At 67.5% G+C, this 13,591-nt stretch carries 11 protein-coding genes; 4 read left to right on the top strand and 7 right to left on the bottom strand.

Features of this window, described 5'->3' with window-relative positions; genetic code table 11:
- Nucleotides 1-9 precede the first annotated feature (9 nt).
- Both ACFTSF_RS40885 and ACFTSF_RS40880 read right to left on the bottom strand, forming a co-directional pair.
- Nucleotides 10-2,061, bottom strand: coding sequence for a prolyl oligopeptidase family protein (locus tag ACFTSF_RS40885; protein WP_380160905.1), 2,052 nt, complete (start codon nt 2,059-2,061; stop codon nt 10-12).
- 10 nt (nt 2,062-2,071) lie between these two features.
- A complete protein-coding gene (locus ACFTSF_RS40880) occupies nt 2,072-2,626 on the bottom strand; it encodes a TetR family transcriptional regulator (RefSeq protein ID WP_344151170.1) in 555 nt (184 codons plus the stop codon).
- Between the two features lie 54 nt (nt 2,627-2,680).
- Here ACFTSF_RS40880 and ACFTSF_RS40875 point away from each other — a divergent pair, with 54 nt between their 5' ends.
- Entirely contained in the window at nt 2,681-3,499 is an 819-nt protein-coding gene (locus ACFTSF_RS40875) for an alpha/beta fold hydrolase (protein ID WP_380160903.1), read from the top strand.
- 74 nt (nt 3,500-3,573) lie between these two features.
- On the opposite strand, the gene ACFTSF_RS40870 is transcribed toward ACFTSF_RS40875, so the two are convergent.
- Nucleotides 3,574-5,094: an alkaline phosphatase D family protein gene (locus tag ACFTSF_RS40870; RefSeq protein ID WP_380160901.1), complete on the bottom strand. Its 1,521-nt coding sequence runs from the start codon at nt 5,092-5,094 to the stop codon at nt 3,574-3,576.
- 185 nt (nt 5,095-5,279) lie between these two features.
- Here ACFTSF_RS40870 and ACFTSF_RS40865 point away from each other — a divergent pair, with 185 nt between their 5' ends.
- The gene (locus tag ACFTSF_RS40865; protein WP_380160899.1) at nt 5,280-6,326 is read left to right on the top strand and encodes an acyl-CoA desaturase; all 1,047 of its coding nucleotides are present in this window, start codon (nt 5,280-5,282) and stop codon (nt 6,324-6,326) included.
- Nucleotides 6,327-6,334: 8 nt separating this feature from the next.
- Nucleotides 6,335-7,177 carry a hypothetical protein gene (locus ACFTSF_RS40860; protein WP_380160897.1) on the top strand — a complete coding sequence of 281 codons (843 nt, stop codon included), beginning with the start codon at nt 6,335-6,337 and terminating at the stop codon, nt 7,175-7,177.
- Here the strand turns inward: ACFTSF_RS40860 and ACFTSF_RS40855 are convergent.
- From ACFTSF_RS40855 to ACFTSF_RS40840, 4 genes are all read right to left on the bottom strand, one after another.
- Nucleotides 7,131-8,162 (bottom strand): LacI family DNA-binding transcriptional regulator, encoded by a 1,032-nt coding sequence (locus ACFTSF_RS40855; protein WP_344151155.1) that lies wholly within the window; start codon nt 8,160-8,162, stop codon nt 7,131-7,133. The two genes, ACFTSF_RS40860 and ACFTSF_RS40855, sit on opposite strands and share 47 nt — an antisense overlap.
- 15 nt (nt 8,163-8,177) lie before the next feature.
- Nucleotides 8,178-9,872, bottom strand: coding sequence for a ribonuclease J (locus tag ACFTSF_RS40850; protein WP_344151152.1), 1,695 nt, complete (start codon nt 9,870-9,872; stop codon nt 8,178-8,180).
- Nucleotides 9,869-10,783 (bottom strand): 4-hydroxy-tetrahydrodipicolinate synthase, encoded by a 915-nt coding sequence (gene dapA, locus ACFTSF_RS40845; RefSeq protein ID WP_380160895.1) that lies wholly within the window; start codon nt 10,781-10,783, stop codon nt 9,869-9,871. The genes ACFTSF_RS40850 and dapA overlap by 4 nt, the downstream gene beginning before the upstream one ends.
- 126 nt (nt 10,784-10,909) lie before the next feature.
- Nucleotides 10,910-11,725 carry a metal-dependent hydrolase gene (locus ACFTSF_RS40840; RefSeq protein ID WP_380160893.1) on the bottom strand — a complete coding sequence of 272 codons (816 nt, stop codon included), beginning with the start codon at nt 11,723-11,725 and terminating at the stop codon, nt 10,910-10,912.
- 122 nt (nt 11,726-11,847) lie between these two features.
- Between ACFTSF_RS40840 and argG the strand changes: the two genes are divergently transcribed.
- Nucleotides 11,848-13,281, top strand: coding sequence for an argininosuccinate synthase (gene argG, locus ACFTSF_RS40835; protein WP_380160891.1), 1,434 nt, complete (start codon nt 11,848-11,850; stop codon nt 13,279-13,281).
- Nucleotides 13,282-13,591 lie beyond the last annotated feature (310 nt).

Below are 13,591 nucleotides of genomic sequence, written 5' to 3'. Positions count from 1 at the left end.
GCCAAGCTCCTACTGCTCAGGAGTCTCCAGGCCTACATGGTGAGCAGCGAACGCCAGTAGGTCCGCCCACTCCGCCGCGATCATGGCGGCGGGTTTTCCGAAGCCGTGACCGGTGTTGACCTCCACTCGGGTCAAGACGGGTGCGGACGCGGACTGGGCATGCTGCAACGCAGCGATGAACTTGTGACTGTGCAAGGGGACTACCCGGTCATCGTGGTCACCGGTGACCACCAGCGTGGCCGGGTACGCCGTACCGTCCTGCACTCGATGTAGTGGCGAGTAGGCCAGCAGGTCCTCGAACTGCTCCGGGTTGTCCGGATGCCCGAAGTCGGACGCCCAGGCGGCACCCACCGTGAACAGGTGGAACCGCAGCATGTCCAGTACGCCGACTCCCGGCAGCGCGACCTTGAAGAGGTCGGGCCGCTGTGTCATGGCGGCTCCGACAAGCAGTCCGCCGTTGCTGCGGCCATGAATGGCCAGCTGGGCCGGAGTGGTCACGCCCTGGTCCCGCAGATGTTCCGCGACGGCAATGAAATCGTCGAACACCTGCTGCTTGTTCTTGAGCCGCCCGGCGTCATGCCAATCGCTGCCGTACTCACCGCCGCCCCGCAGGTTGGCGATCGCCAGCACTCCCCCGGCTTCGAGCCAGGCCGGCCAGCCTGGCTTGTAGTCGGCCAGGATCGAGATGCGGAAGCCGCCGTACCCGTAGAGCATGGTCGGGCGCGGTGTGGTGAAGTCCAGGTCGGAACGGGTGATCAGGAAGTACGGCACATCGCCGGCCTTCTCTCGCACCACTGTGACCTCGGGCGACTTGTAGCCGCTCGTGCCCCGAACCAGCTCCGGCAGCGCACGCGCCTCACCGGTCGACGCAGAGACGACGTACGAGACCGTCGGGTCAGTGGTGGTCGACAAACCGATGAAGAGCTCGTCGTGCTTGGTGCTGCCGTTCAGAGCGAGCACGCCACCACCCTGTACGTCGACCACTCGCGCACCGGAACCGTCGAGTGCGTAGAGGGTCAGCACGGGCTGCGCGTCGACCAGCGTGATGGTCGCCAGTCCAGACGCTGTACCGCGAACGGCCTGCAGTGCGTCAGGCCCCTCCGGGATGAGGTCGGAGAAGGTGCCGTCCAGGGAGGAGAGCACCACGCGGCCGCGGGACGCGTCGCGGTCGGTCTGCAGCACCAGCTGGTCGCCGGCCATCCGGATGAAGAAGATCTCGTCGACCAGCTCGTCGACGACCTTGATCGGCTCACCGAGGCCGTCTGTGGTGATCGGGTAGACCCACAGCCGGGACGCCGGGTCAGTGCCCGCGTTGATGTGCACGACGACATACCTGTCGTCGTCGGACACCTCCGGCGAGATGAACAGGCGGTCGTCCTCGGGGAACGCGAGAACCAGTTCGTCGTCGGACTGCGGCGTACCCACGCGGTGCAGTTTGAGCTGACCACCGGTCAGCGTCTTCGTCTCCGTGCCCTCAGTGCGCCCACTCGACGGGTAGTGCAGGTACAGGTACGCCGAACTGTCCGGCAGCCAGGTGGCCTCGCAGAACTTGGCCTCCGTCACCAAGTCGTCCACCGGGTCCCCAGTGGCGATGTCGAGCAGCCGGAACGTCGTCCAGTCGCTACCGCTCTCGTTGATGCCGTACGCGAAGTACTTGCCGTCCGGACTCACTGTGAACGTCCCCAGTGAGTCGGTGCCGTCTTCGGACAGCTTGTTCGGGTCGATCAGCACCCGGCCGCGATCCAGCAGTTCGTCGAGCGACTCCGCGACGTACACGACGTCCTGCGCCTGCGTGCCGTCGTTGCGACCGACGAAGTACCAACCGCTCTTCTTGGCCGGCACTCCGGCGCGCGGACGCGCCAGGATCGCGGACAGCGTGGTCTGGAACCACTCCCGCTCCGGATAGCCCGCCAGCTCGGCCTGGGTGTACTCGTTCTGCCGGTTGACCCAGTCCTGGGTCACGGCGGCGTCAGGGTCTTCCAGCCAGCGGTAGGGGTCGGCGATCGCGTGCCCGTGCAGGGTTTCGACCACATCGTCGCGGCGGGTCTCCGGGTAGGTCATGGGGACAAACCTAACCGGCGACCGGAATCACTGCCCGGGCAATTAGCTCGAACGTCGGCCGCGGGTCCACGTCGTCGTGCCGAGCGATCCGATGCAGGATCAGCCCCTCGGACACCGCAGCCATCGTGTGCGCTGCCACCTCCGGGTCGGTGGCCCCCAGAGCCGCGAGCGCCTCGGCGGCGCCGGCCTTCAACGCAGCGTGCCCGCGGGACAACGCTTCTCGCAGTACCGGGTCGTGGCTGCCCTCCAGAAACAGGATCAGCCGCGCAGTGGTCTGCACGCGATTCACTCGGGTGATGAGATCGAACAGTCCGCACATGGCATCCACAAACTCCGCCGCTGTTGCCGGACGGAACCCGCCCGGCCCGGCTGCCTGCCGGTCGGCCTCCGCGAGCCAGTCGACCACACCGGACATCAGTGCGGCCCGGCTGCGGAAGTAGTTCGAGGTCGACCCCTTCGGCAGCCCGGCCCGGTCGTCGACCCGGGCATGGGTCAGCGATCGGAGCCCTTCGGTGCCGAGCAGCTCGACAGCGGCCTGGAGCGCCCGGGTGCGCGGTGATTCCACCCGGTCACTATAAACGTAGTAGACGCCGTACTACGTTCGTAGTACGGTCGAAAGATGGAACTTCAGGGGGTGAGTCACCGCTTCGTCGAGTTGTCCGGCGTGCGGTTACACGTGACGGAGGCGGGGACCGGCGAGCCCGTCGTACTGCTGCATGGTTTTCCGCAGCACTGGTGGGAGTGGCGTGACGTCCTCCCCGCACTGGCCGAGCACTACCGGGTGATCTGTCCTGACCTGCGCGGGTTCGGGCAGTCGAGCGCTCCGGCCACCGGCTACGACCGCGAGTCGCTGCTCGGTGACCTCACCGGACTGCTCGATGCGTTGGAGCTCGACCGGGTGCACCTGCTCACGCACGACTGGTCCGGGATTCTTGGAACGCTGCTCTGCCTGCGGCATCCGGAGCGAGTGCAGGATCACCTGATGCTGGCGATCCCGCCGCTGGGCGCGAAGCCTGACGCAGCGATGTTCGGGAGGGCGCTGCGGCACGGGTGGTTCAACCTGGTGCTTCCGTGGCCGGGACTCGGTCCGTGGGCACTACGCCGTACCGGACTGGCCAAGACGATGCTGCGCGGGCACTCGGTCGATATGCCCGAGGACTTGGTCGAGTTGTTCGCCAGCCAGTTCCAGGAGCCGGAGCGTGCCGTGGCGGGGTCGTTGTTGTACCGGAAGTTCATTCAGCCCGAGGGGATGCGGATGATGCGCGGTGAGTACCGCGCTGAGCAGCTCACGACGCCGACGAGGGTGCTGATCGGTGCCGAGGACCGCGTGGTGCGGGCCGGCCCCGGTAGCCAGGAGATTGCGGGCGCGTCGCACTTCCTGGTCGACGACCGGCCGGATGCGGTGGTCGAGCACGCACTGGAGTTCTTCGGACGGTAATCGCGTCGTACCCACCGCCCCCGGTGGGCGGCATCCCGCACAGGCGCCGGGGGCGAGTGGGTACGACGGGGGCCCTAACGGCGGGCCGGATTGATGTCTTTGCTCCAGAGGACCTTGCCGAACAGGTCCCGCAGTGACGCGGTGAAGACTCCGGTGCGCGGATCGATCTCCACGTGGCCGAAGAACTGGTTGCCGCCACTCGGCGGCTGGTTCGGGAAGTCGGCCGCCTTGACGAACTCCGCCTTCGGTCCGAACGTCGGGTCCAGAGTGTTCGGGCCGAACGTGCCTGCGTTCACCGGACCGGCGACGAGCTCCCAGAACGGATCGAAGTCGGTGAAGGCCGCGCGGGACGGGTCATAGTGATGGGCGGCGCAGTAGTGCACGTCTGCGGTCAGCCAGACCGTGTTGCGCACCTTGCGCTTCTTGAACTGGCTGAGCACCCAGGCGATCTCGTGCTCCCGGCCACCGGGCGCACCGCCGACGCCGTTCGCCACTGCCTCGATCAGCGGGCCGTCCGGCACCAGCAGTCCGAGCGGCATGTCGCTGGCGATCACCTTCCAGGTGGCCTTGGACTTGGCCACCTCACGGACCAGCCACTCGGCCTGCTCGGTGCCCAGCATCGCCACCGGTCCAGCCGTCGCCGGTGTCGGGTTGGCACCGCGGTAGGTGCGCATGTCGAGGCAGAAGACGTCGAGCAGCGGACCGTAGCTCACCTTGCGGTAGATGCGGTTCCGGCCGGCGGTGTGCACCATCGGCAGGTACTCGAGGAACGCCTGCCGAGCTCGGGCCGCCAGGACGTCGACCCGCCTCTCGGTGTAGCGCGCGTCTTCCAGGATCTCGCCCGGGTACCAGTTGTTGACCGTCTCGTGGTCGTCCCACTGGCTGACGATCGGTACGTCGGCGTACAGGTCCCGGACGTTGTGGTCGAGCAGGTTGTACTTGTAGCGGCCGCGGTACTCCGCCAGCGTCTCGGCGACCTTGGAGACCTCCTCGGTCACCACGTTCTTCCACACCGTGCCGTCCGGGATCTGCACCGAGGCCGCGATCGGCCCGTCGGCGTAGATGTTGTCCCCGGAGTGCAGAAAGAAGTCCGGCCGGGTCTCGTGCATGGCCTTGTACGCGATCATCCCGCCGAAGTCCGGGTTGATGCCGTACCCCTGGCCGGCGGTGTCCCCGGTCCAGACGAACGACAGCCCGCGGTTGCGGCCCGGCGTACTGAAGGAGCCCTCGAGGGACTCACCCCGCCGGCCGTAGGCGTCCTCGAACGCGATGCGGTAGTCGTAGCGCTGACCGGGCCGCAGGCCGCGCAGCGGCACCTGTGCGGTGTAGTCGGCGTCCGGCCCGGCGATCGGGCCGCACAACCGGACTGCCCGGTCGAAGCGGCCATGGCTGGTCAGGTCGACCACCATCCGGGCCTTCCGGTCGGTGCGCGACCAGACCACGGCGGAGTTCGAGCTGACGTCGCCCGACATGATGCCGGACGGCAGTGCGGGCCGATCCCGGCGTACGACGTTGGCGGCTGCGACCTCAGGCAGAGCCAGGGTGGCGCCGGCGGCGGTGGATGCAGCCAAGAGTTGGCGGCGACTCAATTTCATACGGCAAGCCTGGTCCGGCCGGATGGCTGCCGCGTGAACTGGCGATGACCCCTTGGCGCGCCACGAGACCCACCTTGCGAAGGGCTTGCTCCACGTGGTTCGGTTGGGGCCCAGCCACAGCTGTGGCGCTGCCCTGGACCTGGTGGCGCATCGAGACGATGTTCCACCGGACCGGAGGGTTTCCCTTGCGCCCACAGCAGCAGTACGCCAGCCTCTACACCGACCTGCTCCGGACCGTGCAGGAGCTCGGACTCCTGCGGCGGCGGCACGGGTACTACTTCACGCGCATCGGCCTCGTGGCCGTCGCATTGATCGGCGTCGCGGCAGGCGTCGTCGTACTGGGTGACTCGTGGTTCCAGCTCGTGCTGGCCGCCGTACTGGCGCTGGTGCTCGTTCAGGTGGCGTTTCTGAGCCACGACAGTGCGCACCGGCAGATCTTCGACTCCGCCGCACGCAACGACTGGACAGCCCGAGTGCTGGCCGGTGCGGTCGCAGGGATGAGTGTGAGTTGGTGGCGCAACAAACACTCACGTCATCACGCCGCACCGAACCAGGTGGACAAGGACCCCGACGTACAGCTCAAGGCGGTCGCCTTCACGCCAGATGCGGTGCTCGGGCGCGGACCGCTCGGTCGGTGGATCGCTGCGCGGCAGGGCTGGCTGTTCTTCCCGCTGCTCACGCTGGAAGGCCTCGGGCTGCACGCGTCGAGCCTGCGGCACCTGTGCCGCCGGGACGCCAGCAAACTCGAGCGGGTCGAGCTGGCGGTCGTGATCTCCCGCCTGACTCTGTACGTCGCCGCGCTGTACCTGCTGCTGCCACCCACCAAGGCCACTGCCTTCCTGGCAGTGCAGTTGGCAGTCTTCGGGGTGTTCCTCGGCGCAGCGTTCGCACCGAACCACAAAGGCATGCCCCTGGTACCAGCCGGCATGAAGCTCGACTTCCTGCGCCGCCAGGTGCTGATGTCGCGCAACATCCGCGGCGGCGTGCTGATCGACTTCGCCATGGGCGGACTCAACTACCAGATCGAGCACCACCTCTTCCCGAGCATGCCCCGCCCGACACTGCGCCGGGTGCGCCCGATCGTCCGCGAGTACTGCGAGCTGCACGGCGTCGACTACACCGAGGTCGGTCTGTTCACGTCGTACCGCATCGTCGTCGAGTACCTCAACAACGTCGGCCTGCACGCCCGTGACCCGTTCCAGTGCCCGCTGGCGGCCTCCCTGCGTGGTTAAGTGGCGCTATGGGGTTGCTGTGTGCACTTGCTGCTGCGGTGGCCTACGGACTGGCGTCAGTCCTGCAGGCCGCGGCCGCCCGGAGTACTCCGGATGAGAGTGCGCGCGGTGTGCTTCGCGTCGTCGGACAGTGGAGGTTCCTGGCCGGGATCGCGCTGGACGTGCTCGGCTTCGGGCTGCAGATGGTCGCACTGCAGTCACTGCCGCTGTTCCTGGTCCAGGCCGCACTCGCAGCCAGTCTTGCGGTGACCGCCGTCGCAGCGCGGGTACTCGGCGTACGGCTCGGGACGAAGGAGTGGTCCGCCGTCGCTGCGGTGTGTACCGGTCTGGCCCTGCTGGGGATGTCGGCAGGCAAAGAGGGCAGTACGCCGGTCGGTCACGGCTTCCGGCTGTCGTTGGTCGGGGCAACGATCGTGCTCGGCCTCGCGGGGCTTGCGACCCAACGCGCGTCCCAGCGACTTCGCGCGCCGCTGCTCGGTTTGGTGGCCGGGCTGGCGTTCGGCGTGGTCGCCATCTCGGGCCGGATCATCACCGACTTCCACCCGCTGAAGCTGCTCGCCGAGCCGGCGCTCTACACCGCGGTCGTGAGCGGCGCGCTGGCCATGTTCTGCTACGCCTCCGCGCTTCAGCGTGGCGGCGTGACGATGGCGACCGCGATGCTCGTGGTCGGCGAGACTGTGTTCCCGGCGCTGGTCGGACTGATCGCCCTCGGCGACCACTCACGGCCAGGGTTCGGTGCGGTCGCGGTCGGCGGCTTCCTCCTCGCGGTCGCCGCCGCCGTCGTACTGGCTCGGTTCGGCGAGGTTACGACGCCGGCGGGATCTCCCCCGAGCCACGAATCGTCAGTTTGACCGGCACCCGCACTGTCCGGCCGGGCCGGTGGGGTTCGGGAAGGCGCTCGGTCATCAACTGGATCGCCGTACGGGCCATCACGTCGGCCGACTGAGCGACCGCGGTCAGGCCGGGCTTGAGGAGGTCGCCGAGCGCCAGGTCGTCGAACGACACGAGGGCGACCTGGTCACGGCGGCCGGCCAGACCTCGCAGTACCTCGGCGGTTGTCATGTTGTTTGCCGACAGCAACGCTGTGGCGGGCTCCGGCCGATCCAGTACGGCGGACAGCGTGATGCCGATGCCTTCCGTGGTCGGCTCCGACAGGTGCACGAGGTCCTCGTCGACGTCGATGCGGTGCCGGGCCATCGCGGCGCGGTAGGCGACAACGCGCTCGCGAGCGGTGAAGATCCGCTCGTCGTCACCGAGGTAGGCGATCCGCCGGTGGCCTTGGCGAACCAGGTGGTCGATCGCCTGGTCGATACCGCCGGCATTGTCGGCCAGTACGGCGTCTGCTTCGATCCCGTGCGCGGGTCGGTCGATCGTGACGACCGCCATCCCCGCATCGACATGCGGTGCCAGGTACTCCTGGGTCTCGCCGATCGGCGCCATGATCAGCGCGTCCGGGCGGCGGGCGACGAACTCGAGGCAGACGTCCCGCTCGCGCTCCGGGTCCTCATCGGTCAGGCCGATCATCACCACGGAACCCGATGAGCGGGCCCACAGCTCGACCGCGCGGCCGAGTGAGGCGAAGAACGGGTCGCCGATATCGCGGATGACCACGGCGATCGTGCCGGTCTTGCCGCGACGCAGCATCCGGGCCGACTCGTTCGGCGTGTAGTTCAGGTCCTTGATCGCGGCCTGGACCTTGGCGGTCAGCTCCGGGCTGACGTTCGGCTCCTCGTTGACCACCCTGGAGACGGTCTTGAGCGCCACGCCCGCCCGGGCCGCGACCTCTTTCATGGTGGGCCGGCGCTGACCGGCTCCGTTGACACCAGTGATACTCACAGGCCCACCTCTCTCCTAGCTCTGCACGACGACCGGGATGATCATCGGGCGGCGGCGGTGGGTGTCACTGACCCACTTGCCGACCACCCGGCGGATCACCTGCTGCAGCTGGTACATGTCGTCCACGCCGCCGCCGATCGCCTTCTCGATCTCCGCCTCGATCTTCGGCTTCAGGGTGTCGAAGACGGTGTCGTCCTCGGCGAACCCGCGGGCCTGGATCTCCGGACCGGCCGTCAACTTGCCGGTGACGGAGTCCATCACAGCGATCACCGAAATGAAACCCTCGTCGCCGAGAATCCGGCGGTCCTTCAGCGAGGTCTCGGTGATGTCGCCGACCGTCGAGCCGTCCACGAAGACGTACCCGCAGTCGACCTTGCCGGCCACGACGGCCTTGCGGTCGATCAGGTCGACCACCACACCGTCCTCGACGACGACCACGTTCTCGCGCGGTACGCCGGTCTGGATCGCCAGCTCGGCGTTCGCGTGCAGGTGCCGGATCTCGCCGTGCACCGGCATCACGTTGCGCGGCTTGACGATGTTGTAGCAGTAGAGCAACTCGCCGGCACTCGCGTGCCCGGACACGTGCACCAGGGCGTTGCCCTTGTGGATCACGTTCGCGCCGTGCCGGGTCAGGCCGTTGATCACCCGGTAGACCGAGTTCTCGTTGCCCGGGATCAGCGACGACGCGAGTACGACGGTGTCGCCCGGCTGGATCTGGACGACGTGGTGGTCGTTGGCCGCGATCCGGGACAGCGCCGACATCGGCTCGCCCTGGGATCCGGTGGAGACCAGCACGACCTGCTCGGGCGGGTAGTTCTCCAGCTCGCGCATGTCGATCAGCGTGTCGCCGGGCACGTTCAGGAAGCCGAGATCCCGGGCCACGCCCATGTTGCGGACCATCGAACGTCCGACGTACGCGACCTTGCGGCGGTGCTTCACGGCAGCGTCCATGACCTGCTGGACGCGGTGCACGTGGGAGGCGAAACAGGCCACGATGATGCGCTGGTTCTTCGCCTTGGTGAAGACGCCGTCGAGCACCGGGGCGATGTCCCGCTCGTGCGTGGTGAAGCCGGGGACCTCGGAGTTGGTGGAGTCGACGCAGAACAGGTCGACCCCCTCCTCGCCGAGCCGCGCGAACGCGTTCAGGTCGGTGATCCGGCCGTCCAGCGGGAGCTGGTCCATCTTGAAGTCGCCGGTGTGCAGCACCATGCCGGCCGGGGTCCGGATCGCGACCGCGAGGGCGTCCGGGATCGAGTGGTTGACCGCGACGAACTCGCAGACGAACGGGCCGATCTGCAGCTTCTCGCCTTCGACCACGGTCTGCTGCGGCACGTTGCGGTGCCGGTGCTCCTTCAGCTTGCCCTCGAGCAGCGCGAGCGTGAGCTGCGACCCGATCACCGGGATGTCGCCCCGCTCACGCAGCAGGTAGGGCAACCCGCCGATGTGGTCCTCGTGGCCGTGCGTCAGTACGACGGCCACGACGTCGTTCAGCCGGTCCCGGATCGGCTGGAAGTCCGGCAGGATCAGGTCCACGCCGGGCTGGTTCTCGTCCGGGAACAGCACACCGCAGTCGACGATCAGCAGTTTGCCGTCGTACTCGAACACGGTCATGTTGCGGCCTACTTCACCGAGGCCGCCGAGCGGGATGACCCGCAATGCGCCCGGCGCCAGCGGCCCGGGCGTGTCGAGATCGGGATGGGGATGACTCATGCAATCAGTCCTGCCGTTTTCAAGTCGGTGGTGAGCCAGTCCACTTGCTCCGCGGTCGCCTCGATCAGCGGCGACCGGAGGGTCGCGTGCTCGATGACGCCGGCCAGCTTGAGTGCGGCCTTCACCATGATGGCGCCCTGGGTTCTGGTCATAATCGCTTCGACGGCGGGCACCAGCCGTCGATCAATCTCCTGTGCGGTGGCGAGGTCGCCGGCCACCACGGCGTCGATCAGCTGCCGGTACTCCGGGCTTGCGACGTGTCCCACGACACTCGCGATACCGACCGCCCCGATCGCCAGCATGGCGAGGTTCAGCTCGTCGGCACCGCAGTAGTAGAACAGATCGGTGTTCGCGAGCACCTTGGTGGTCGCGGCCAGGTCGCCCTTGGCGTCCTTCACCGCGACGATCCGCGGGTGCTCCGCGAGCGCGATCAGAGTCTCGGTCCTGATCTCCACCCCGGCCCGGCCGGGGATGTCGTACAGCAGGTTCGGCAGGCCGGTCGCGTCGGCAACCTGGATGAAGTGCTGACGCAGACCCTCCTGCGGAGGCTTGTTGTAGTACGGCGTCACGACCAGCAGCCCGTCCGCACCGGCGGCCTCGGCCTGCCGGGCGAGCTCGATGGTGTGGACAGTGTCGTTCGTCCCGACGCCGGCGACGAGCTTGGCCCGGTCGCCGACGGCCTCGCGGACCGCGCGGATCAGGTCCACCTTCTCCTGGTCCGAGGTGGTCGGGGCCTCGCCGGTCGTCCCGTTCAGGATCAGGGCGTCGTTCCCGCCGTCGACGAGATGCGTGGCCACCTTCTGCGCCGCGGCCAGATCCAAGGATCCATCCGGCTGAAAAGTAGTGACCATGGCCGTGGTCAGGCGGCCGAAGGGCAGCGCCGGAGCGGCTGAAGGTTCTGGCGAGGGCATGGTGCTCAGATTACCGTCCCGACGCCCTGAAGAAATGAGTAGGCCTGGTGGCTGTCCGCTCGGGGGTCCGGGCAGCCACCAGGCTCACTCGTCCTATCGGGTGAGCCCAGGAAGTCGTTACACGTTTCACGAAAAAAGTCCGGAAAAGATTCTGTGAACACTTTGAGTGACATCTCCCTCACTGAATGTAGACAAAATGAACGGATACACGCCTGGAAGCAGCAAAATCCCGGCCACCAGCAACGCCGGTACGACGATCAGCCGCTCGACCCAGCTGTTCGTACTGAACCGCAGCAGCCGCGGCAGGCGGATCTCGTACCAGGTCTCGCCGCGAATCGGGAGCGGCCAGAGCCATGGACACCCGGAGCGAGTCAGACTGTCGCCCAGACAATGCGTGAACATGCCGACGCCGACGGCCACCCCGATCCAGCCACCGATGCCGCTCAACCCCGCCTGCAGCGCGTCGGCGGGCGTCGTACCAGGAAGCGCCGTACCGAAGATGGAGTAGGCGCCGGCGCCCAGCACGGCGAAGAGAAACCAGTCGCCGAGCACATGGGCCGCCAGTAGGAGCCCGGTCGCGGCGACAGCAAGGACTGCCCATTTGCCACGGTCCCCCAGGCTTGCGGCCAGTATGCCGAGACCGATCGCGGCCGCGAGGGTGTGCGTGGCGTGGCGATGCTTGCCGGTGCTGTCCTCGTCACGAGGACCCTTGGTGAGACTGTAGAGCGCGCCCGAAAGCCTGCGAATCAGGGCGGAGATCAGCCCGGTGATCGGACCGAGGAACCGCGACGCGCTCCCGCCCGGGTGATCCAGGTCCGGCACCAACGCGTAGCCGGCCGTGGCCGCCGCGAACGGCACCACCTCGGCCACCGAGGTCAACCCGACCATTGGAGCCACCGCCAACCCCAGAACCCACCCCGACAACGCATGCGACCGCCCCATCATGGTGCGCCTCACTCCCCTCCAGCAGACCCCCATCCTCTCAATCCAGCCACAGCAGTCCCAGTAGCCACACCCGTCACCGGCATTTTGCATAATCATTCAGAGGCATGCATACTCTTCCTATGTCCAAGGTGCTTACGTCGTTGCCGGTTGGTGAGCGGGTCGGGATCGCGTTCTCGGGAGGTCTCGACACGTCGGTCGCGGTCGCGTGGATGCGCGACAAGGGAGCGGTGCCCTGTACCTACACCGCCGATCTCGGCCAGCCCGACGAGCCCGACATCGCGTCGATCCCCGGGCGAGCTGCGGCGTACGGCGCTGAGCTGAGCCGACTGGTTGACTGCCGGGCCGCCATGGTCGAGGAAGGGCTGGCCGCGCTCGCGTGTGGCGCCTTCCACATCCGGTCGGGCGGACGGACGTACTTCAACACCACGCCGATCGGGCGGGCCGTCACCGGGACGATGCTGGTCCGGGCGATGCTCGACGACGACGTCCAGATCTGGGGCGACGGGTCGACGTTCAAGGGCAACGACATCGAGCGGTTCTACCGGTACGGCCTGCTCGCGAACCCGCAGCTGCGGATCTACAAGCCGTGGCTGGACGCGCAGTTCGTGCACGAGCTCGGTGGGCGGAAGGAGATGTCGGAGTGGCTGGCCAGCCACGACCTCCCGTACCGGGACAGCGTCGAGAAGGCCTACTCCACCGACTCGAACATCTGGGGCGCCACGCACGAGGCGAAGACGCTGGAGCACCTTGACGCCGGGGTCGAGATCGTCGACCCGATCATGGGCGTCGCACACTGGGACCCGTCGGTCGAGATCGCCACCGAGGACGTCACCATCGGCTTCATCCAGGGCCGGCCGGTGACGATCAACGGCAAGGAGTTCGGTTCCGCGGTCGACCTCGTCCTCGAGGCGAACACGATCGGCGGCCGGCACGGCCTCGGCATGTCCGACCAGATCGAGAACCGGATCATCGAGGCCAAGTCGCGGGGTATCTACGAAGCCCCAGGCATGGCGCTCCTGCACGCGGCGTACGAGCGGCTCGTGAACGCGATCCACAACGAGGACACCCTGGCGAGCTACCACAACGAGGGCCGCAAGCTCGGCCGGCTGATGTACGAAGGCCGCTGGCTCGACCCGCAGTCGCTGATGCTGCGGGAGTCCCTGCAGCGCTGGGTCGGTACGGCGGTCACGGGCGAAGTGACGTTGCGGCTGCGGCGGGGTGAGGACTACTCGATCCTCGACACGACTGGACCGGCGCTGTCGTACCACCCCGACAAGCTGTCGATGGAGCGCATCGAGGACTCCGCCTTCGGCCCGGTCGACCGAATCGGCCAGCTGACGATGCGGAACCTCGACATCGCCGACTCCCGCGCCAAGCTGGAGCAGTACGCCGGCCTCGGCATGTTCGGCGTCGAGAACCCCGCCCTGGCCGCCTCCACCAAGCTCATCGGCGAACTGCCCACCGGCGGCGCCGACGCCATCGCCTCCCGCGGCGAGGCCTCCGAGGAAGACATCCTCCTAGACCGCGCCGCCATGGAAGCCGGCACCGACTGACCCACTCGCCACGAGCCGGTACGACGTTGTGCGCGGCTCAGCCATCTGATCGGTCGGAAGGTAATTGACGGGCGCTCAAGGTGAGCCTTGCCGGGCGACCTTGAGCACGATTCGACCGTTTCGGTGGGGTGTCGATGGTTGGTGGGATGCTCCTATAGCTGTCAAGTGGTGGTTTGTGGTTGGAGTGCTTGGCGGATGTGGGGTAGGAGTTCGCGGGGCGATGTAGCGTTTGAGGCAGCGGATGGTTTGGGTTTTGCTGCGGCCTTTGGTGGTGCTGCGGTGGGCGTAGTCGCGGGTGGTTGGGTGGTGG

The sequence above is a fragment of the Kribbella sp. NPDC056951 genome (assembly GCF_042674205.1).
GTDB lineage: Bacteria > Actinomycetota > Actinomycetes > Propionibacteriales > Kribbellaceae > Kribbella > Kribbella yunnanensis.
Note: the sequence above shows the minus strand (reverse complement) of the source record. Positions and strands in the feature narration are given on the sequence as shown.